The organism is Enterobacter sp. SST3 (assembly GCF_000286655.1).
GTDB lineage: Bacteria > Pseudomonadota > Gammaproteobacteria > Enterobacterales > Enterobacteriaceae > Enterobacter > Enterobacter roggenkampii.
In genome coordinates this window covers 1-21761 of the sequence record NZ_ALNS01000024.1, presented here as the reverse complement: position 1 = coordinate 21761, position 21761 = coordinate 1, and the positions used below count along the sequence as shown (strand labels likewise).

The following is a 21761-nucleotide window of genomic DNA, read 5'->3' as shown; positions in this document are numbered from 1 at the left end:
TGGTAAAATGATCGCAGACCAGAATGCTTTTAAGGAGTCACCATGACGATTACCTGCCCGGATTGCCAGGCACCGCTTGAGCCCCTGAACGGGATGGCACACTGCGAGAGCTGTAATAAGGATATTGCGCTTGAAGCCCGCTGCCCGGAGTGCCATCAGCCACTCCAGGTCTTAAAAGCCTGCGGGGCAGTGGACTACTTCTGCCAGAACGGCCACGGTCTTATCTCTAAAAAACGCGTGGAGTTTGTTCGGGCCGAAGGTTAATCGCACACGCAGCCTTCGCCTTTCTGCCACAGCTCGACCAGCGACTCGGGCGCTTCCTGCTCCGGTACCAGCACGATGATATCGGCGTAGTGCGCCTGATTTTGCCCGGTCCAGATAATCTGGATGCGGAAATAGCGCTGGTCGCCGCTGCCGGGTGACGAGGCCTGTCCCGGCGGCTGACCGCGCGGAAAGGCCTGCTCCAGGATGCTCACCAGACGCTGGCGCTGGGCCTCATTGAGCGAGGAGAGCGCGATGGTGCGCTGGCCGCTCAGCTTGGGAATAAAAGCGACGCCGCCTTCCCGGGCCAGCTCAACCACGGCGTCATCCGTCAGTTCCGGAACCTGCATTTACAGCACTCCCACCTGTTCCCAGGCTTGTTTTATGGCCGCCCCAACGTCACCGCCGGAGCGTTTTTCTCCGTGTGCTACCGTCAGTTTTGCGAAGGCCTCAAAATCCGCATCCTGCGCCAGATTGCGATCGCAAACCGTGTCGTACCAGGCATAACCCGCTTTTTCCCAGGCGTAGCCGCCAATCGCCGTCGCGGCCAGATAAAATGCCCGGTTGGGAATACCGGAGTTCAGATGCACGCCGCCGTTATCCTCGCGCGTTTTAATGAAATCCTTCATGTGTGCAGGCTGCGGGTCTTTGCCGAGCAGCGGATCGTTGTAGGCGGTGCCCGGTTCAGACATCGAGCGCAGCCCTTTGCCGTTGATGCCTTTTGCCAGCAGCCCTTCACCAATCAGCCAGTCTGCTTTCTCGGCGGTTTGCTTCAGATGGTACTGTTTCACCAGCGAGCCAAACACGTCCGACAGCGACTCGTTCAGCGCGCCGGACTGCTCAAAGTAGATAAGCCCGGCTTCGGTCTCGGTCACGCCGTGGCTCAGCTCATGCGCCACGACGTCTATGGCGATGGTAAAACGGTTAAATATTTCCCCGTCGCCGTCGCCAAATACCATCTGCTGGCCGTTCCAGAAGGCGTTCTGATATTCCCGACCGTAGTGAACGGTGCCGGTTAAAATAAGCCCTTTGTTATCGAGCGAATCGCGCTGATATTCCTTCCAGAAGAAATCATGGGTAATACCCAAATACTCGTACGCTTCGTCCACCGCCACATCGCCGTTCGACGGCTGACCTTCATAACGCACCTGCGTACCCGGAAGCTCCTGGGTCTGTTTCGCATCGTAGATATCGCGCTCCAGCTGTCCGGCTTTATTCACGTGCGGCGCGGCGGATTTGCCCGGCATATGGGCCATCAGCGTCTGGACGTGGGTTAAGGTCTGGCGGGCACAGCGCTGCTGCGGTTCGGAACCGCTTTCGATAATACGACGAAGAATATACGGGGGAATAACGCTATGAAGATGGGGCATGCTGCTCTCCTTATTGAAAAAGGGAATAGCAGCAGTATAGTAAGTAACCGGCGAAGAATTATCCGGTTTTACGCTGACGCGTCTTTTTCACCGGTTTAATTGATTTCACTTCGCTTTCTACCCAGCCGTCCGACAGACGCGTCGTCAGCACATCGCCGGTACTCACCTGTTTGGTTTGCTTCAGCACCTTGCCGTCCGTTGCCGTCGTCACGCTATAGCCGCGCGCCAGCGTGGAGAGAGGGCTGACCGCTTCAAGGTGGGTCACCGCATTGCCAAAGCGTTCGCGGGTGGCGCTCAGTCGCGCGCGGAGAGTTTCCGCCAGACGGTACTCAAGCTGCTGAATCCGCGTTTGCGCACGATAAATTTTCGGCTGCGGGTTCTGCTGGTTCAGACGCTGCGTCACGCGCTGCTGGCGCGACACCGCGCGCTTGATCTGGGTGTCCATCGCCACGTTCATGCGCTGGCGCAGGCGCTCCAGCACGGTCTGCTGACGCGCCAGGCGCAGCTGCGGGTGCTGCTGCTGTAGACGGTGATGAAGCTGGGTAAAGCACCGGGTCCGGTTGGCGAGGTAGTAGTCCATCGCCATTTCAAGACGCTGCTGGCCGCTCTGGATCTGACGCAGCAGCTCCAGCTGGTTGCGGCTGACCACCTCTGCCGCCGCGGACGGCGTCGGCGCGCGGAGATCCGCGACAAAATCGGCGATCGTCACGTCCGTTTCGTGGCCGACGGCGCTCACCACGGGGATAAGGCTGGCAAAGATTGCCCGCGCCACGCGCTCTTCGTTAAAGCTCCACAAGTCTTCCAGCGAGCCGCCGCCGCGTCCGACGATTAAGACGTCGCACTCCTGACGCGCGTTCGCCAGCTCAATGGCGCGCACAATCTGCCCCGGCGCATCGTCACCCTGCACGGCGGTCGGGTAGATAATGACGGGCAGGGAAGGGTCGCGACGCTTCAGAACGTGCAAAATATCGTGCAGTGCCGCACCGGTTTTCGAGGTGATGACCCCCACGCAGTGGGCAGGCGAGGGCAGCGGCTTTTTGAACTGCTGGTCGAAAAGTCCCTCTTCCGAGAGCTTAGCCTTTAACTGTTCGTACTTCTGCTGCAGCAGACCTTCGCCCGCAGGCTGCATGCTCTCGACGATAATCTGATAATCACCGCGCGGCTCATAGAGGGTGATATTGGCGCGCACCAGAACCTGCTGGCCGTGCTGTGGACGGAACGTCACGCGGCGGTTGCTGTTGCGGAACATCGCACAGCGCACCTGGGCGGTATCGTCTTTTAGCGTAAAGTACCAGTGGCCGGAGGAGGGCTGCGTGAAGTTAGAGATTTCACCGCTGATCCAGACCTGCCCCATTTCCTGCTCAAGCAGCAAACGCACCGTCTGATTAAGGCGGCTGACGGTATAAATTGAGGGGGATTGAGAGGATAACATGTGAGCGGGATCAAATTCTAAATCAGCAAGTTATTCAGTCGATAGTAACCTGCTGAGAGGCAATCGCAAGCTTTTTTATAAAAAAGTGTAGATGCAATCGGTTACGCTCTGTATAATGCCACGGCAATATTTAACCACCCAGGTCAGAGATATTGCCCATGCTACGTATCGCTAAAGAAGCACTGACGTTTGACGACGTCCTCCTCGTTCCCGCTCATTCCACCGTTCTGCCGAATACTGCCGATCTCAGCACGCAGTTGACGAAAACCATTCGCCTGAACATTCCTATGCTCTCTGCGGCAATGGACACCGTGACTGAAGCGCGCCTGGCAATTGCCCTGGCACAGGAAGGTGGCATTGGCTTTATTCACAAAAATATGTCTATCGAACGTCAGGCAGAAGAAGTTCGCCGCGTGAAGAAACATGAATCCGGCATCGTGTCCGATCCACAGACCGTTCTGCCAACCACCACCCTGCACGAAGTGAAAGCCCTGACCGAGCGTAACGGCTTCGCCGGTTACCCGGTGGTGACCGAAGAGAACGAACTGGTGGGCATCATCACCGGTCGTGACGTGCGTTTCGTGACTGACCTGAACCAGCCTGTCAGCGTGTACATGACGCCAAAAGAGCGTCTGGTTACCGTTCGCGAAGGTGAAACCCGCGACGTGGTGCTGGCAAAAATGCACGAAAAACGCGTTGAAAAAGCGCTGGTTGTTGACAGCAACTTCCACCTGCGCGGCATGATCACCGTTAAAGATTTCCAGAAAGCAGAACGTAAGCCTAACGCCTGTAAAGACGAGCATGGCCGTCTACGCGTTGGCGCTGCGGTTGGCGCAGGTGCCGGTAACGAAGAGCGCGTTGACGCGCTGGTTGCCGCGGGCGTTGACGTCCTGCTGATTGACTCCTCTCACGGCCACTCCGAAGGCGTGCTGCAGCGTATCCGTGATACCCGTGCCAAATACCCTGACCTGCAGATCATCGGCGGTAACGTAGCCACTGGCGCAGGCGCTCGCGCGCTGGCTGACGCTGGCTGCAGCGCGGTGAAAGTGGGTATCGGCCCTGGCTCTATCTGTACCACGCGCATCGTGACCGGCGTGGGCGTTCCGCAGATCACCGCGGTGTCTGACGCGGTTGAAGCGCTGGAAGGCACCGGTATTCCGGTTATTGCTGACGGCGGTATCCGCTTCTCTGGCGACATCGCGAAAGCGATCGCTGCGGGCGCAGCGGCGGTGATGGTAGGCTCCATGCTGGCCGGTACCGAAGAATCCCCGGGTGAAATCGAACTCTACCAGGGCCGTTCTTACAAATCTTACCGCGGTATGGGCTCCCTGGGCGCGATGTCCAAAGGTTCCTCTGACCGTTACTTCCAGACCGATAACGCCGCTGACAAACTGGTGCCGGAAGGTATCGAAGGTCGCGTTGCCTATAAAGGCCGTCTGAAAGAGATCATTCACCAGCAGATGGGCGGCCTGCGCTCCTGTATGGGTCTGACCGGCTGTGGTACCATTGACCTGCTGCGTACTAAAGCGGAATTCGTACGCATCAGCGGTGCGGGTATCCAGGAGAGCCACGTTCACGACGTGACGATCACCAAAGAGTCCCCGAACTACCGTCTGGGCTCCTGATTAATTTCCGCGCCCGGCTTCTGCCGGGCGCTCTGTTTTTGTTTCACTTGCCTCGGAATTAGCGTCAATGACGGAAAACATTCATAAACATCGCATTCTCATCCTGGACTTTGGTTCTCAGTACACTCAGCTGGTGGCGCGTCGCGTGCGTGAACTGGGCGTTTACTGTGAACTGTGGGCGTGGGATGTCACGGAAGCACAGATTCGCGAATTCAATCCAAGCGGCATCATCCTGTCCGGCGGCCCGGAAAGCACCACCGAAGAAAACAGCCCGCGCGCGCCGCAGTACGTATTCGAAGCTGGCGTGCCGGTATTCGGCGTTTGCTACGGTATGCAGACCATGGCAATGCAGCTGGGCGGCCACGTAGAAGGCTCCAGCGAGCGCGAGTTCGGCTATGCGCAGGTTGAAGTGGTTAACGACAGCGCGCTGGTGCGCGGTATCGAAGACTCCCTGACCGCAGACGGCAAACCGCTGCTGGACGTGTGGATGAGCCACGGCGACAAAGTCACCGCTATCCCGTCTGACTTCGTGACCGTTGCCAGCACCGAGAGCTGCCCGTTTGCCATCATGGCGAACGAAGAAAAACGCTTCTACGGCGTGCAGTTCCACCCGGAAGTGACCCACACCCGTCAGGGTATGCGCATGCTGGAGCGCTTCGTGCGCGACATCTGCCAGTGTGAAGCCCTGTGGACCCCGGCAAAAATCATCGACGACGCCGTTGAGCGTATCCGCCAGCAGGTTGGCGATGACAAAGTGATCCTCGGCCTCTCCGGCGGCGTGGACTCCTCCGTGACCGCGATGCTGCTGCACCGCGCTATCGGCAAAAACCTGACCTGCGTCTTCGTGGACAACGGCCTGCTGCGCCTGAACGAAGCCCAGCAGGTTATGGACATGTTCGGCGACCACTTCGGTCTGAACATCGTTCACGTGGAAGGCGAGCAGCGCTTCCTGGACGCGCTGAAAGGCGAGAACGATCCGGAAGCGAAACGTAAGATCATCGGTCGCGTGTTCGTGGAAGTGTTCGACGAAGAAGCGCTGAAGCTGGACGACGTGAAGTGGCTGGCGCAGGGTACCATCTACCCTGACGTGATCGAATCTGCGGCCTCCGCCACCGGTAAAGCACACGTCATCAAATCTCACCACAACGTGGGCGGCCTGCCGAAAGAGATGAAGATGGGCCTGGTTGAACCGCTGCGCGAGCTGTTCAAAGACGAAGTGCGTAAGATCGGTCTGGAACTGGGTCTGCCGTACGACATGCTCTACCGTCACCCGTTCCCGGGTCCGGGTCTGGGCGTGCGCGTGCTGGGTGAAGTGAAGAAAGAGTACTGCGACCTGCTGCGTCGCGCGGACGCGATCTTCATCGAAGAGCTGCACAAAGCTGATCTGTACAACAAGGTAAGCCAGGCGTTCACCGTGTTCCTGCCGGTTCGCTCCGTCGGCGTGATGGGCGATGGCCGTAAGTACGACTGGGTTGTTTCCCTGCGTGCGGTGGAAACCATCGACTTCATGACCGCGCACTGGGCGCACCTGCCGTATGACTTCCTGGGCCGCGTGTCTAACCGCATTATCAACGAAGTGAACGGCATTTCCCGCGTGGTGTATGACATCAGCGGTAAGCCACCGGCTACGATTGAGTGGGAATAAACGCGGTTAAAATTTTTTAACGTTCTAAAAAACCCTCTGTTTCTTAGAGGGTTTTTTATGTCTAAAGAATAGTTTCATTATTCCTTTACTGTGGGAAGAAATCTTCCAATATAAACATAAGGTTCAAGCTCAAATACGCGTTTCAGGTCGCGGGCAGTATATTCAATTAAGTTCGGCGATTCAGAAAGGGCAGAAGTCACCATTGCCAGACGCCATTTTGAATTAGATTGCATTCCCTTCAAATGTTCATTCCGTGTAAGGAAAAATTGCGGGGTTGAGCTTGATGTGCCTTTAACTTCAATATGTCTCTCCTCTTCACCTTTCGTGAATGAGAAATCATAGCCGCAGGGCAGATGCGTCATACGTTTGCAGGTAAAACCTTTTTTCTCGTAATGTGTAATGACGATATCTTCGGCGCGCTTTTCGACACGTTTCCTATGTTCTGGAGTACCGAATCCCGTTAAGGGATCGATTGTATTAAGTTCAGGGTCGGGAGAGTTAATATCGTTTGGATTAAGGATGGCAAAGGGAGAGATTTTTTCCATCCGTTGATTCAGCAAGTTAAGTACGCGTATCTTATTGTCGTTGATTTCCACCCCAGGTCCTTCGAGAAAGGAATATTTCCCTTGTTTTATGGAGGGATCGGAGAACGGAGCGTTTCGTTTGTCGGGAGGAATAAAATAGGCTTTCTGGGCTGAAATACAGTATGACCTGTCACTATAAGATACGTTAATATCCCCCGCTTTTTTTATCTCATTGTCAGGCGGAACAAGCCATTTTCCGTGCAACGTTGCATCTTCATATCATCCAACAATGTGGATCCCGGCGCGTCGAGGATTTTTCGCAAGACAAATAACTGTCCATCCGTGCGGGTCTTCGTTTAAAGGGGCATAATGTTTTGCTTGTGGCGGAACATAACAATAATAAGTGCCATCAGGTGCAGGTTCAAAGTTGAACGCCTCGTGACCCCGTCGCTCGTATTTTTTATTTTCATTTAGCCAACCAAAATTACCATTAACCGGTCCACCCCGATAATATTCTGACCAGCCGAATTTCACCCATAAAATTTTTTTCACATTTTATCCCTGATAGATCCAACCGTTTATGATTAAGGAAAGCATTAAGACCGATTCCTTATTTCCCTTCTCCCAACCGATACGCCAGCGCCACCACCAGCGACTGCACCAGGCACAGCGTCGCCGACTGAGACCGAAACGCGTCCACCTGCGCCTCTTTCACCACAAAGCAGAGATCGCTGAACGTCGCCAGCGGGCTTATCTGGCTGTCCGTAATCACAATCTGCCGCGCGCCAACGCTGGCGGCGGTTTCGCTGACCATCACCGTCTCTTCCGCGTACGGCGAGAAGCTTATCGACACCACGATGTCGCGCGCCTTAATGCGGCTGATTTGCTCGCGCAGCATCCCGCCCATGCCGTCGAGCAGGATAGGGCGGCACTCGAGGTGGCTCAGGGCATAGGTGAGATAGGCAGCGACGCTAAAGGAGCGGCGCAGTCCGGCAATGTAGATGGTATCGGCGTCGGCCAGCAGCTGTACCGCGCGCTCCAGCATCTCCGGCTCGGCGCGGGCGGCCAGCTGCTGCAGCGCCTGCGCGTTCGAGCGGGCAAACTCCTGCAGTATATCGAGCGGCGTTTCCGGCACGGCCTCGCTCTCCATCTCGCGGAACAGCCGGGCGCGGTCGCTGTAGCTGGCGGTCTCCTCCACCAGGTTCATGCGAAACAGCTGTTTCATTTCGTTGAAGCCGGTGAAGTCAAAGGCGTTGGCAAAGCGGATCAGCGTCGAGGGCGGCACGTCGGCGCGCTCGGCAATGACGGCAACCGTATCAAACGCCACGCTGTTGGTGTTGTCCAGCACGTAGCGGGAGACCTGCTGCAGCCTCTTGCTCAGGCTATCGTAGCGATCGCGGATTTGCTGCTGCAGTTCGTTCAGGCTGGTTGCTGTCGTCATGTTATCCCCCAAATACAGTCATATGATTCTAAACGCAAAACCGCGTCTTTTAAATGTCGGCCATCCATCTGGCAGCAAAAATGAAACAGAAGATTCAGTCATTTCCTCGCCCGAGAACCCTTAATAGCGCACGCGGCGTCAGTGGTGCTGGCTGTTAACATAAAAATCCATCCTTGATCACAATAATCATCATTTATTTTATTTCAACTTAAAATGGAATATTTGTTTCATATATAGTGTTCAGTACACAGTGTTCAGGTCACAGTCACGTATCAACAGCGAGAGGTTAAGGATGGAGACGGTAGCGAATTTTATTCACGGCGAATGTGTCACCGGTTCAGGCCAGCGCGTTCAGGCGATCTTCAACCCGGCCACCGGCGAGCAGATCCGCCAGGTGGTGATGAGTACGGCACAGGAAACGGAGCAGGCGATTGCCGCCGCGCAGCAGGCGTTTCCGGCGTGGGCGCGTCATGCTCCGCTTAAGCGCGCGCGCGTGATGTTCCGCTTCAAAGCGCTGCTGGAAGAGAACATGGATCGCCTTGCCCGCCTCATCAGCGAAGAGCACGGTAAGGTCTTCTCCGACGCGGTGGGCGAACTGACCCGCGGCCTGGAAGTGGTGGAGTTTGCCTGCGGCATTCCGCATCTGCAAAAGGGCGAACACTCGGCGAACGTCGGGACCGGCGTCGACAGCCACTCGCTGATGCAGCCGCTCGGCGTCTGCGCCGGGATCACGCCGTTTAACTTCCCGGCGATGGTGCCGATGTGGATGTTCCCGATTGCGCTGGCGACCGGGAATACCTTCGTGCTGAAACCGTCGGAAAAAGACCCTTCTCTGGCGCTCGCGCTGGCGCAGCTGCTGAAAGAGGCCGGCCTGCCGGACGGCGTCTTCAACGTGGTGCAGGGCGATAAAGAGTCCGTTGACGTGCTCCTGACCGACCCGCGGGTGCAGGCGGTGAGCTTTGTCGGCTCCACGCCGATTGCCGAATACATTTACCAGACCGCGTCCGCCCACGGTAAGCGCTGTCAGGCGCTGGGCGGTGCGAAAAACCACTGCATTTTAATGCCGGATGCCGACATGGAGATGGCGACCAACGCCATCATGGGCGCGGCCTACGGCGCGGCGGGCGAGCGCTGCATGGCGCTCTCGGTGGTGCTGGCGGTGGGGGATAACACCGCCGATGACCTCTGCGCCCGGCTGGAAAAACAGATTGCCGCGCTGCGCGTCGGGCCGGGCCTGGACAAGTCGCCGGAAAACGAAATGGGGCCGCTCATCTCCTCCGCGCACCGCAGCAAGGTGCTGGGCTACATCGACAGCGGCGAGTCGCAGGGGGCAAAACTTCGCGTGGACGGTCGCGGCTTCAGCGTGAAGGGGCACGAGCAGGGCTACTTCGTTGGGCCGACGCTGTTCGATAACGTCACCCCGGAGATGACCATCTATAAAGAAGAGATTTTTGGTCCGGTGCTTTCTGTGGTGCGCGTAGCAGATTACGCCAGCGCGGTGGACCTGATTAACCGCCATGAATATGGTAATGGCTCGGCAATCTTCACCCGCGACGGTGGCTGCGCGCGCCGCTTCTGCGAAGAGGTGCAGGCGGGCATGGTGGGGGTCAACGTGCCAATCCCGGTGCCGATGGCATTCCACAGTTTCGGCGGCTGGAAGCGCTCCATCTTCGGTGCGCTCAACGTCCACGGCAACGACGGCGTGCGCTTCTACACCCGAATGAAAACCATCACCGCGCGCTGGCCGGAAATGCAGCAGGAGACAGGCGCTGCGTTCTCCATGCCGACGCTGGGCTGACAGGAGATTTTATGCAAACCGAACGTATGACCATGGCCCAGGCGCTGGTCCGGTTCCTGAATCAACAGTACGTCAGCGTTGACGGCAACGAAACGCCCTTCGTGGAGGGTGTGGCGACGATCTTTGGGCACGGCAACGTGCTGGGTATCGGCCAGGCGCTGGAGCAGGATCCCGGCCATCTGCAGGTGATGCAGGGCTGCAACGAGCAGGGCATCGCCCATATGGCGACGGGATTTGCCAAACAGCACCGCCGTCAGCGCATCTTTGCCGTCACCTCCTCCGTCGGGCCGGGCGCCGCCAATATGGTCACGGCCGCGGCAACCGCTACGGCGAACCGCATCCCGCTGCTGCTGCTTCCGGGCGATATCTACGCCAGCCGCCAGCCGGACCCGGTGCTGCAGCAGATCGAGCAGTATCACGATCTCAGCATTAGCACCAACGACTGCTTCCGTCCGGTCTCCCGCTACTGGGACCGCATTAACCGCCCGGAGCAACTCATGAGCGCGATGCTCAGCGCGATGCGAACGCTTACTGACCCGGCAGATACCGGTGCGGTGACGATTTGCCTCCCGCAGGACGTGCAGGGGGAAGCGTGGGATTACCCGCTGAGCTTCTTCGCGCGTCGCGTGCACCACATCGAGCGTCGTCCGCCCGATCCGCAGCGTCTGGCGCAGGCGCGGGCGCTGATCGCCCGCAAGCATCGCCCGCTGGTGGTGTGCGGCGGCGGCGTACGCTATTCCGGCGCGCATGAGGCGTTTCGCGACTTTGTCGAGACGCTGCAGCTGCCGTTTGCCGAAACCTAGGCCGGAAAGGGGGCGCTGGTAAGTGACCACCCACTTAACCTCGGTGGCGTAGGGGTGACGGGCGGGATGGCGGCCAACCAGCTCGCGCCGCAGGCCGACCTGGTGATCGGCATCGGCACGCGCCTGACCGATTTTACCACCGGCTCCAAGGCGCTCTTTTCCCATCCGGACGTGGAATTCCTGCTGCTGAACGTGGCCGAGTTTGACGCCCTGAAGCTGGACGCCACGGCGCTGATTGCCGACGCTCAAACCGGGCTCGAGGCATTGACCCACGCGCTTGGTGATTACCGCAGCGGCTGGGGAGAGGCGATCGCTGAGGCGAAATCCGCCTGGCGCGACGAGTGCCGTCGCCTGTGGGATCGCCAGTGGCGTCCTGACGACGCGCCCGAAGTGGCGGGGCACCTGGACGCGCAGCTGGCGGAATACGGCGAGGCGCTCAATACCCGCCTGACCCAGACGCGGGTGCTGGGGCTCATCAACCAGTATGTGGAAGATAACGCCATCGTGGTGGGGGCGGCAGGTTCGCTGCCGGGGGATTTACAGCGCCTCTGGCAGGTCAAAACGCCGGACAGCTATCACCTGGAGTACGGTTACTCCTGCATGGGCTACGAGATTGCGGCAGCCATCGGCGCGAAGCTCGCCCGACCCGGGCTGCCGGTATACGCCATGGTGGGGGATGGCTCCTACATGATGCTCCACTCCGAGCTGCAAACCGCCGTTCAGGAGGGCATTAAGGTCACCGTTCTGCTGTTTGATAACGCCAGCTTCGGCTGCATTAACAACCTGCAGATGGGGCACGGCATGGGCAGCTTTGGCACGGAAAACCGCCATCGCAACCCGGAAACCGGACGGCTTGACGGGCCGCTGGTGAAGGTCGATTTTGCGCAAAACGCGGAGAGCTACGGCTGCCGCGCGTGGCGGGTGAACGATGAGCAAAGCCTGCTGGCGGCGCTGGAGGCGTCCCGGGCGCATCCGGGCCCGACGCTGCTGGACATCAAGGTGCTGCCGAAGACCATGACCCACGACTACGCCTCATGGTGGCGAACCGGTGATGCGCAGGTGGCAGAGTCGTCTGCCGTGCGTGAGGCCGCGGAGCAAACGCAGTCGCAGGTGAAAAAAGCCCGTCAGTATTGAGTTTTCCCGAAGTAACGAAATTTTCATTTCATTTTTGTTTTCCCCTCATCCTAACCCTCTCCCTCAGGGAGAGGGGACGGCTCGGTGTGGTTTTTTACTCCCTCTCCCTGAGGGAGAGGGCCGGGGTGAGGGGAGTTGCCGCACGTTCATCTGTGTTGTGAGATTGATAACAAAATTTATCTCATTCATCTCAAAAGTGTTAACCCGCACTCAAAAACATAATTTTCACTATTTATAAAAATGAAATAAATGTTTTATTTATAGAGTCGTTAGTTCACAGCATTCACCAACACCGGGAGCCGTTATGTTTAACATTGCTTTACTGGGCGCTGGCCGAATTGGCCAGGTACATGCAGCTAACATCGCCAGCCACGGCGCGACCACGCTCTGGTCCGTGGTTGACCCGAATCAGGAATTTGCCACCCGCCTCGCCACGCAGTATCAGGCCCGCCAGCAGAGCCTGGATGAAGCGATGACCGACCCTAACGTTCACGCCGTGCTGATCGCCTCTGCCACCGATACCCACGCGGACCTGATTGAAATGGCCGCCCGCCACGGCAAGGCCATCTTCTGTGAAAAGCCGGTACACCTCGACCTCGCCCGCGTGCGCGACTGCCTGAAGGTGGTCAAAGAGTACGACGTGCCGCTGTTTATCGGCTTTAACCGCCGCTTTGACCCGCAGTTCCGCCGCGTGAAAACCGACGTGCAGGCCGGTCGCATCGGCAAGCCGGAATCGCTGCTGATCGTTTCCCGCGACCCGTCTCGGCCGCCTGCGGAGTACGTGCGCGTCTCCGGCGGCATGTTCCGCGATATGACCATTCATGACTTTGACATGGCGCGCTTCATCATGGGCGAAGAGCCGGTGTCGGTGTATGCCCAGGGCAGCAACCTGGTGGATCCGGCGATTGGCGAGGCGGGGGACATCGATACCGCGTTTATCGTTCTGAAATATGCCTCCGGCGCGATGGCGACCATCGTTAACAGCCGCCGTTCATCTTACGGCTACGACCAGCGCCTGGAACTGCACGGCTCCGAAGGGCTGCTTTGCGCGGGCAACATTCTTGAAAACCAGGTGCAGCACTACGGCAAACAGGGCTGCACCAGCGCGCTGCCGGAACACTTCTTCCTGCAGCGCTACAAATCCGCTTACGCCGCGGAATGGGAACACTTTGTTGCGGTCCTGCGCGGCGAAGCGGTGCCTGACTGCAGCGGCGATGATGGTGAACGTGCGCTGTACCTCGCGGATAAAGCGCTGGAGTCACTGCGTAGCCAGCGCGAGATCGTCCTCTAAACACCACAACCCTACACAGAGAGACATAATAATGAAAAAACTGATCGTAGCCGCCCTCATCGCCATGACGTCCGGGGCCGCCCTCGCCGAAAACGAGCAAATTGTGTTCAGTACGCCAAACCTGGCCATGCCGTTTGAAGTTCACATGCAGCGCACGGCGGTAAAAGCCGCAAAAGAGATGGGCGTGAAGCTTCAGGTGCTGGACGGGCAGGGCAGTTCACCGAAGCAGGTGGCTGACCTGGAAAACGCCATCACCCGCGGCGCGCAGGGCTTTATCGTCTCCCCGAACGACGTGAACGCGGTCTCCAGCGCGGTGGATGAAATTCAGGATGCGAAGCTGCCGGTGGTCACCCTTGACCGCTCCGTCGACAGCCAGAAGAAGGTGCCGCACTTTGGCGCCAACAACTACAAAGGCGGCCAGGCGATTGGCGACTTCGTCAAAACCAAATTCCCCGACGGGGCGGAGATCATTCTGCTGACCGGCCAGCCGGGCTCCTCCTCCAACATCGAACGCACCAAAGGGATCCGCGACAGCCTGAAGGCGGGTGGGGATAAGTACAAGATCGTCGCCGATCAGACCGGCAACTGGATGCGTTCTGAAGGGATGCGCATCGTGGAAAGCGTGCTGCCCTCGCTGCCGAAACGCCCGCAGGTGATCCTCTCCGCCAACGACGACATGGCGCTGGGGGCGATCGAAGCCCTGCAGAGCCAGGGCGTGAAGCCGGGCGAAATTCTGGTCACCGGCTTTGACGCGGTACCGGAAGCGCTGGCCCGCGTGCGCGACGGCTGGCTGGCGGTGACGGCGGACCAGCGTCCGGGCTTTGCGGTGCAGACGGCGATGAGCCAGCTGGTGGCCAACGTGCGCGAGAAGAAGGCCATCACCGGGGCCGACTACCCACCGACGCTGATCACCAAAGAGAACCTGCAGCAGGCTGAGCGTATCGGTGAGGCCGGTAACTGATTTATCCGCAGCCGTCGCTGGCGCGGCGGCTCACTCTAAAGGAGGAGCAGACCGATGTCGCAACCCTTACTGAAAGTGACCGACCTGGCAAAAAGCTTTTCCGGCGTCTGGGCGCTAAGCAGCGCCCAGCTGACCGTCGGCGCGGGCGAGATCCACGCTCTGCTGGGGGAGAACGGGGCGGGTAAATCCACGCTGCTGAAGGCGCTCGCGGGGGCGCAGCCGCAAACCCGCGGGGAGATCTGGTTCAATGGCGAAACGCTGCCGGTGGACGACTCCCCGGTGGAACGGCAGAACAAGGGCATTATCACCATCTATCAGGAATTCAACCTGCTGCCCAACATGACCGTCGCGGAAAACATGTTTCTCGGGCGCGAGCCGCGTAAACGTAACCTGATCGTCGACGAAAGGGCGGTTAACCAGGAGGCGCAGGTCATTCTTGATTACCTGCAGCTGAACGTTGCGCCGACCACCCCGGTCGCCCGTCTGAGCGTGGCCCAGCAGCAGATGGTGGAGATCGCCCGGGCGCTGACCCTCAACGCCAGGCTCATCATTATGGACGAACCCTCCGCCGCGCTGAGCGACAGCGAGGTGGAAAGCCTGCACCGCGTGGTGCGCGAGCTTAAAAACCGTGGCGTGAGCATTATTTACGTTACCCACCGCCTGCACGAGGTTTTCCAGCTCTGCGACCGCTTCACCGTTTTCCAGGACGGCCGCTTCACCGGCACCGGCGCGGTGGCGGAGACCAACGTCGAACAGCTGATCCGCCTGATGGTCGGGCGCGACGTGGCCTTTAATCGCCGTCCCGCCAGCGAAACGCATCATGAGGACAAACCCGTCCGCCTGGCGGTGAAGGGGCTGAGCCGCGAAAAGCCGCCGCTGGATCCGCACGGCATCGCCCTGCACGACATCAGCTTCCACGTCCACGCCGGGGAGGTCTTAGGCATTGCCGGACTGGTGGGCGCCGGGCGCACCGAGGTGGCCCGCTGCCTCTTTGGCGCGGACGCGTTTACCTCGGGCAGCTTTGAGCTGGACGGCGTGCCCTACCAGCCGCGTGACCCGCTGTATGCCCTTGACCAGGGCGTGGCGCTGGTGCCGGAAGACCGCAAAAAAGAGGGGGCGGTGCTGGGGTTGTCGATTCGCGACAACCTGTCGCTCTCCTGCCTCTCCTCGCTGCTGCAGTGGCGCTGGTTCGTGAATACCCGCAAAGAGGACGATCTGATCGAGTCCTACCGCAAGGCGCTGCAGATCAAGATGGTCAACAGCGCGCAGGAGGTGCGCAAGCTCTCCGGCGGTAACCAGCAAAAAGTGATCCTCGCGCGCTGCATGGCGCTCAACCCGCGGGTGCTGATCGTCGACGAGCCGACGCGCGGCATCGACGTGGGGACCAAATCAGAAGTGCACCAGGTGCTGTTTGACATGGCGAAAAAGGGCGTGGCGGTGATCGTGATCTCCTCCGATCTGCCTGAAGTGATGGCGGTGTCAGACCGGATCATCACCCTGAGCGAAGGGCGAGTGACCGGCGAGATCCACGGTGACGACGCTAACGAAGAACGGCTGATGACGATGATGGCCATCAACCACAACGCCCTGAACGCGGCATAACGGAGTTTCTCATGACGCAGATGATTTCTAAAACGCAGGCCCCGGTCAAACGCGCCGGACGCATCGATCCCATCGCCTTCTTCGAGCGCTTCGGGGTGCTGATTTTCATGATCCTGCTGCTGATCTTCTTCCAGTCGCAGAACAGCAACTTTTTCTCTGAACGCAATATTTTCAACATCCTGACCGAAGTCTCCATCTACGGGATCATGGCCGTGGGGATGACCTTCGTCATCCTGACCGCCGGGATTGACCTCTCCGTGGGCTCCATTCTGGCGGTGTGCGCCATGACCGCGGCGTACGTGATTAAGGGCGACAACTTCACCACCGTCGACCCGAACGCCTGGGGCGGCATGAGCTGGCTGATTGGGCTGGGGATTTGTCTGGCGATGGGCACGGCGATTGGCTTCCTGCACGGTCTGGGCGTGACCCGCCTGCGCCTGCCGCCGTTCATCGTGACCCTCGGTGGGATGACTATCTGGCGCGGCCTGACGCTGGTGATCAACGACGGCGCGCCGATTGCCGGTTTCGATCAGGGCTACCGCTGGTGGGGGCGCGGGGAGCTGCTCGGCATCTCCATTCCGATCTGGATCTTCGCCATCGTCGCCCTCGGCGGCTATCTGGCGCTGCATAAAACCCGCTGGGGGCGCTTCGTCTACGCCATCGGCGGCAACCCGGAGGCGGCGCGCCTGGCGGGGGTGAACGTCAAGCGCGTGCTGGTCAGCGTCTACGTGCTGATTGGCTGCCTGGCGGGGCTGGCGGGCTTCATTCTGAGCGCGCGTCTGGGGAGCGCCGAGGCGGTGGCCGGGATCTCCTTTGAGCTGCGCGTCATCGCCTCGGTGGTGATTGGCGGCACCTCGCTGATGGGCGGCTACGGGCGCATCGGCGGCACCATTATCGGCTCCATCATCATGGGGATTCTGATTAACGGCCTGGTGCTGATGAACGTCTCGGCCTACTACCAGCAGATTATCACCGGGTTAATTATCGTTCTGGCGGTGGCGTTCGACACCTACGCCAAGAGCCGTCGCGGCGCACTGTGAGGATAGTGATGAAAGAGGTTCGTATTGGATTGATTGGCACCGGGTATATCGGCAAGGCGCACGCTATCGCCTATGCCCAGGCCCCGACGGTGTTCAACCTGCGCGGCAGGCTGGTGCGCGAGATGGTGGCGGAAGTCACGCCGGAGCTGGCGGCAGCGCGCGCGCAGGCGTTTGGCTTCAACCGCTCCACCGGCGACTGGCGGGCGCTGGTGGCCGACCCGGCGATTGACGTGGTGGATATTTGCTCACCCAACCACCTGCACAAAGAGATGGCGCTGGAGGCGATCCGTCACGGTAAGCACGTCTACTCGGAGAAGCCGCTGGCGCTGAACGCCCATGACGCGCGCGAGATGGTCGACGCCGCGAAGCGGGCCGGGGTGAAAACGCTGGTGGGGTTCAACTACATGAAGAACCCGACGGCGCAGCTGGCGAAGGAGATTATTGCCCGCGGCGAGATTGGCGAAGTCATCCACTTCTACGGCACCCACAACGAAGACTATATGGCCGACCCGCTCTCGCCCATTCACTGGCACTGCTTCAAAGAGACCGCCGGGCTGGGGGCGCTGGGTGACCTGGCGGCGCATATCGTCAACATGGCCCAGTACCTGGTCGGGGAGATTGAGCAGGTCTGCGGCGACCTGAAGATCGTGGTCCCGGAGCGCCCGGCGAAGGCCGGCTCGTCGGACATGGTTGCCGTCGAAAACGAGGATCAGGCCCACGCGATGGTGCGCTTCGCGGGCGGGGCGCAGGGCGTGATTGAAACCTCCCGCGTTGCCTGCGGCCGCAAGATGGGGCTGTCGTACGTCATTACCGGCACGAAAGGCGCCATCAGCTTCACCCAGGAGCGCATGGCGGAGCTGAAGCTCTATCTGCATGACGATCCGGTAAACCGGCAGGGGTTCCGCACCCTGCTCGTCGGCCCGGCACACCCGGACTACGCCGCGTTCTGCATGGGCGCAGGCCACGGGATTGGCTTTAACGATCAAAAAACGGTGGAGGTGCGCGACCTGGTGGACGGGATTGCCGCCGACGCGCCGATGTGGCCGGACTTCGAAGAGGGCTGGAAGGTGTCGCGCGTGCTGGACGCGATCGCGCTCTCGCACCGGGAAGGCCGCTGGCTGAACGTGAACGACATTGTCTGATGAGGTATCAACGTGGAAAAGCAGTTTGATGTGATATGCATGGGCCGCGTGGCGGTAGACCTCTACAGTCAGCAGATTGGTGCCCGTCTGGAGGACGCGTCGAGCTTCGCCAAATATCTCGGCGGGTCGTCGGGCAACGTGGCGTACGGCACCGCGCGTCAGGGTTTACGTTCGTCGATGCTGGCGCGCGTCGGCGACGAGCATATGGGCCGCTTCCTGCGCGAAGAGCTCAGCCAGGTGGGCTGCGATACCAGCCATCTGATTACCGATAAAGACCGCCTCACGGCGCTGGTGCTACTCGGCATTAAAGACCGGGACACCTTTCCTCTGATTTTTTATCGCGATAACTGCGCGGATATGGCCATTACGGCCAGCGATGTGGACGAAAGCTACATTGCCTCCGCACGGTGTCTTGCCGTCACCGGGACTCACCTTTCTCATCCTCAGACCCGCGAGGCGGTGCTGACGGCGCTGGGCTATGCCCGCCGTCACGGCGTGCGCACGGTGCTGGACATCGACTACCGTCCGGTGCTGTGGGGGCTGACCTCCTTAGGCGACGGTGAAACGCGTTTTATCGCCGCGGATAAGGTCACCCGCGAGCTGCAGGAGGTGCTGCACCTCTTCGACGTCATTGTCGGCACCGAGGAGGAGTTTCACATTGCGGGCGGCAGCACGGAGACCCTGCAGGCGCTGGGGCAGGTGCGTGCGGTGAGTCAGGCCACGCTGGTCTGCAAGCGCGGTGCGCTCGGCTGCTCGGTTTATACCGACGCCATTCCGCCCCGGCTGGACGACGGCCTGACGGTGACCGGCGTGCGCGTGGAGGTGCTGAACGTCCTCGGCGCGGGGGATGCGTTTATGTCCGGCCTGCTGCGCGGCTACCTGAACGACGAGGGCTGGGAGCAGGCGTGTCGCTATGCCAACGCCTGCGGCGCGCTGGTGGTCTCGCGCCACGGCTGCGCCCCGGCGATGCCGAGCAAAATCGAGCTGGATGACTATCTCTCTCGCGCTGCGGATGTGCCGCGCCCGGATCTCGACCCGCGTCTGAACCATCTGCACCGGGTGACCACCCGTCGCCGCGAATGGCCGGAGCTGTGCGTAATGGCGTTCGACCACCGCAGCCAGCTTGAGGATATGGCGCTGCAGTGCGGCGCGTCGCTCAAACGTATTCCTGCCCTCAAGCAGCTGATCCTGCAGGCCAGCCGCGAGGCGGCGAGCCGGGCCGGGCTGGAGGGCAAAGCCGGCCTGCTGTGCGACGGCACCTTTGGACAGGACGCGCTGAACGCCATCACCGGCGAGGGGTGGTGGATTGGTCGCCCCATTGAGCTGCCTGGCTCGCGTCCGCTGGAGATGGAGCACGGCAACATCGGCACCCAGCTTATCAGCTGGCCGCAGGAGCACGTGGTGAAGTGCCTGGTCTTTTTCCACCCGGAAGATGCCCACGGCCTGCGCCTGGAGCAGGAGCAGAAAATCGCTGAGGTGTACCACGCCTGCTGCCAGTCCGGGCACGAGCTGCTGCTGGAGGTGATCCTGCCTGCGACCATGCCGCGCAGCGACGAGCTCTACCTGCGCGCCATCTCCCGCTTCTACAACCTCGGCATTTACCCGGACTGGTGGAAGCTGCCGCCGCTTTCCGCCGAGGGCTGGACGGCACTGAGCGAGATTATCGAACGCCGGGACCCGCACTGCCGCGGGGTGGTGATCCTCGGCCTGGATGCCCCTGCAGAACAGCTGCGCGCCGACTTCAGGGCCGCAGCAGGGCAGACGGTAGTAAAAGGCTTCGCCATAGGGCGCACGCTGTTCGGCGATGCCTCCCGCGCGTGGCTGAAGCACGATATTGACGATGCGCAGCTGGTGGCGCGCATCCGGGACAACTACCTGCAGCTTATCGCCTGGTGGCGCGAGCGCGGACACGCATAATGGAGACGACAATGAGTGTACAACTGGGCATTAACCCGCTGACGTGGACGAACGACGATCTGCCTTCTCTCGGCGCAGAGACGCCGCTGGAGACCTGCCTGAGTGAAGGGAAAGAGGCCGGTTTCGCAGGGTTTGAACTGGGCAATAAATTCCCGCGCGAAGCGCGGCTGCTTGGCCCCATCCTGCAGCGCCATGACCTGCAGCTGGTCTCCGGCTGGTACTCCGGCCGACTGCTGGAGCGCAGCGTGGAGGAGGAGATCGCCGCCGTGCAGTCCCACCTGACGCTGCTGCGCGAGCTGGGGGCGAAGGTGCTGGTGTTTGCGGAAGTGAGCGGCTGCATTCACGGCGAGCAGCAGACGCCGGTGCATCTGCGTCCGCGTTTCCCACAGGCACGCTGGAAGGAGTATGGCGAGAAGCTCACGGAATTTGCCCGCTACACCCAGCAGCAGGGGGTGCAGATTGCCTATCACCACCATATGGGGACGGTGATTGAGTCCGCTGACGACGTGGACAACCTGATGACCCATACCGGCGAAGAGGTTGGGTTGCTGCTGGACACCGGTCACCTGACCGTTGCCGGGGCCGATCCGCTGGCGGTGGCGCAGCGCTGGGCGTCGCGTATCAACCACGTTCACTGCAAAGACGTGCGTGCCGACGTGCTGGCGGACGTGAAAAACCGTAAAACCAGCTTCCTTGATGCGGTACTGAGCGGCGTGTTTACCGTGCCGGGCGACGGCTGCGTCGATTACCCGCCGATCATGCGGCTGTTGAAGGCGCAGGACTATCATGGCTGGCTGGTGGTGGAGGCGGAGCAGGACCCGGCGGTTGCCCATCCGCTGACCTACGCCCGTCTGGGGTATAACAACCTGAGCCGTCTGGCGCGCGACGCCGGACTGATTTGAGGAGGTGACATGTCACGTCTGTTATCACGCTGGCAACAGCCGAACGCGGAGGGGCGGACCCAGTCCGTCACGCCGGAACGCGCAGGGTGGGGATACGTCGGCTTTGAGGCGTATGAGCTGCAGGAGGGGCAGACGCTGACGCTGCCCGCCGTTCGCGAAGAGCGCTGTCTGGTGCTGGTCGCCGGGCGCGCCTCCATCAGCACGCCTTCCGCGCAGTTTAACGACATCGGCGAGCGGATGAGCCCGTTCGAGCGCATCAAGCCGTGGGCGGTGTACGTTACCCCGCAGGAGACGGTGCAGGTGAAGGCGCTGACGAGGCTCGAGCTGGCGGTCTGCGCCGCCCCCGGCAAGGGCACGTATCCGACGCGGCTGATTGCGCCGCAGGATATCGACGCTGAAGCGCGCGGCAAGGGCCATAACCAGCGCTACGTGCACAATATTCTGCCGGAAGATAAGCCCGCCGACAGCCTGCTGGTGGTGGAAGTCTGGACTAACGAGGGCTGCACCAGCTCGTACCCGAGCCACAAGCACGACACGGATAACCCGCCCCGGGAGACTTACCTGGAGGAGACCTACTACCATCGCCTCAACCCGGAGCAGGGGTTCTGCATGCAGCGGGTTTACACCGACGACAGAGCGCTGGATGAGTGTATGGCGGTCTATAACCGTGACGTGGTCATGGTGCCGAAGGGCTACCACCCGGTGGCGACGATGGCCGGGTATGACAGCTACTACCTCAACGTGATGGCCGGGCCGGTGCGCAAATGGATGTTCACCTGGGAAGAGGACCACGCGTGGATTAATCGGGATTATCCCGCGGATGGCGGGCACTGAGGCTGTTTTTTGCCGGGTGGCGCTGCGCTTACCCGGCCT

18 protein-coding genes and 1 pseudogene are annotated in these 21761 nt (G+C 60.3%); 13 read left to right on the top strand and 6 right to left on the bottom strand.

Going from position 1 to position 21761, the window contains the following annotated elements; genetic code table 11:
• The first annotated feature begins 42 nt into the window (after window positions 1–42).
• Complete coding sequence (locus B498_RS07250; RefSeq protein ID WP_008502131.1) at window positions 43–264, top strand: zinc ribbon domain-containing protein; 222 nt, start codon at window positions 43–45, stop codon at window positions 262–264.
• On the opposite strand, the gene B498_RS07255 is transcribed toward B498_RS07250, so the two are convergent.
• The 3 genes from B498_RS07255 to xseA are packed head-to-tail and all read right to left on the bottom strand — an operon-like array spanning window position 261 to window position 3063.
• On the bottom strand, window positions 261–611 hold the full coding sequence (locus tag B498_RS07255; protein ID WP_006811517.1) for a protealysin inhibitor emfourin: 351 nt from the start codon (window positions 609–611) through the stop codon (window positions 261–263). The two genes, B498_RS07250 and B498_RS07255, sit on opposite strands and share 4 nt — an antisense overlap.
• On the bottom strand, window positions 612–1631 hold the full coding sequence (locus tag B498_RS07260) for a M4 family metallopeptidase (protein WP_008502130.1): 1020 nt from the start codon (window positions 1629–1631) through the stop codon (window positions 612–614).
• A 58-nt stretch (window positions 1632–1689) separates the two neighbouring features.
• Entirely contained in the window at window positions 1690–3063 is a 1374-nt protein-coding gene (gene xseA / locus B498_RS07265; RefSeq protein ID WP_008502129.1) for an exodeoxyribonuclease VII large subunit, read from the bottom strand.
• A gap of 158 nt (window positions 3064–3221) precedes the next feature.
• Between xseA and guaB the strand changes: the two genes are divergently transcribed.
• Entirely contained in the window at window positions 3222–4688 is a 1467-nt protein-coding gene (guaB, locus tag B498_RS07270; RefSeq protein WP_008502128.1) for an IMP dehydrogenase, read from the top strand.
• A 67-nt stretch (window positions 4689–4755) separates the two neighbouring features.
• Window positions 4756–6333: a glutamine-hydrolyzing GMP synthase gene (gene guaA, locus B498_RS07275; RefSeq protein WP_008502126.1), complete on the top strand. Its 1578-nt coding sequence runs from the start codon at window positions 4756–4758 to the stop codon at window positions 6331–6333.
• Window positions 6334–6410: 77 nt separating this feature from the next.
• Here guaA and B498_RS0121540 read toward each other — a convergent pair whose 3' ends face one another.
• The 3 genes from B498_RS0121540 to B498_RS07280 are packed head-to-tail and all read right to left on the bottom strand — an operon-like array spanning window position 6411 to window position 8298.
• Window positions 6411–7121 carry a DUF3883 domain-containing protein gene (locus tag B498_RS0121540; protein WP_202801669.1) on the bottom strand — a complete coding sequence of 237 codons (711 nt, stop codon included), beginning with the start codon at window positions 7119–7121 and terminating at the stop codon, window positions 6411–6413.
• A 15-nt stretch (window positions 7122–7136) separates the two neighbouring features.
• Window positions 7137–7409, bottom strand: a complete 273-nt coding sequence (locus tag B498_RS23300; RefSeq protein ID WP_202801668.1) for a hypothetical protein — start codon at window positions 7407–7409, stop codon at window positions 7137–7139.
• Between the two features lie 58 nt (window positions 7410–7467).
• On the bottom strand, window positions 7468–8298 hold the full coding sequence (locus B498_RS07280; protein WP_008502123.1) for a MurR/RpiR family transcriptional regulator: 831 nt from the start codon (window positions 8296–8298) through the stop codon (window positions 7468–7470).
• Window positions 8299–8590: 292 nt separating this feature from the next.
• Between B498_RS07280 and B498_RS07285 the strand changes: the two genes are divergently transcribed.
• The 10 genes and pseudogenes from B498_RS07285 to iolB all read left to right on the top strand — a co-directional run bounded on the left by B498_RS07285 (window position 8591) and on the right by iolB (window position 21722).
• Complete coding sequence (locus tag B498_RS07285) at window positions 8591–10096, top strand: CoA-acylating methylmalonate-semialdehyde dehydrogenase (protein WP_008502122.1); 1506 nt, start codon at window positions 8591–8593, stop codon at window positions 10094–10096.
• An 11-nt stretch (window positions 10097–10107) separates the two neighbouring features.
• Window positions 10108–12033: pseudogene (iolD, locus tag B498_RS0121535) on the top strand (3D-(3,5/4)-trihydroxycyclohexane-1,2-dione acylhydrolase (decyclizing)).
• Window positions 12034–12337: 304 nt separating this feature from the next.
• Complete coding sequence (gene iolG, locus B498_RS07290) at window positions 12338–13324, top strand: inositol 2-dehydrogenase (RefSeq protein WP_008502119.1); 987 nt, start codon at window positions 12338–12340, stop codon at window positions 13322–13324.
• A gap of 31 nt (window positions 13325–13355) precedes the next feature.
• Window positions 13356–14285 carry a sugar ABC transporter substrate-binding protein gene (locus tag B498_RS07295; RefSeq protein ID WP_008502118.1) on the top strand — a complete coding sequence of 310 codons (930 nt, stop codon included), beginning with the start codon at window positions 13356–13358 and terminating at the stop codon, window positions 14283–14285.
• Between the two features lie 54 nt (window positions 14286–14339).
• Window positions 14340–15887, top strand: a complete 1548-nt coding sequence (locus B498_RS07300; RefSeq protein WP_008502117.1) for a sugar ABC transporter ATP-binding protein — start codon at window positions 14340–14342, stop codon at window positions 15885–15887.
• Between the two features lie 11 nt (window positions 15888–15898).
• Entirely contained in the window at window positions 15899–16927 is a 1029-nt protein-coding gene (locus B498_RS07305) for an ABC transporter permease (RefSeq protein WP_008502116.1), read from the top strand.
• A gap of 8 nt (window positions 16928–16935) precedes the next feature.
• Window positions 16936–18069, top strand: coding sequence for a Gfo/Idh/MocA family protein (locus tag B498_RS07310; RefSeq protein ID WP_008502115.1), 1134 nt, complete (start codon window positions 16936–16938; stop codon window positions 18067–18069).
• Between the two features lie 12 nt (window positions 18070–18081).
• Window positions 18082–19986, top strand: a complete 1905-nt coding sequence (locus B498_RS07315) for a bifunctional 5-dehydro-2-deoxygluconokinase/5-dehydro-2-deoxyphosphogluconate aldolase (RefSeq protein ID WP_008502114.1) — start codon at window positions 18082–18084, stop codon at window positions 19984–19986.
• Window positions 19987–19997: 11 nt separating this feature from the next.
• Window positions 19998–20888: a myo-inosose-2 dehydratase gene (gene iolE / locus B498_RS07320; protein WP_008502113.1), complete on the top strand. Its 891-nt coding sequence runs from the start codon at window positions 19998–20000 to the stop codon at window positions 20886–20888.
• A 9-nt stretch (window positions 20889–20897) separates the two neighbouring features.
• Window positions 20898–21722: a 5-deoxy-glucuronate isomerase gene (gene iolB, locus B498_RS07325; protein WP_008502112.1), complete on the top strand. Its 825-nt coding sequence runs from the start codon at window positions 20898–20900 to the stop codon at window positions 21720–21722.
• Window positions 21723–21761 lie beyond the last annotated feature (39 nt).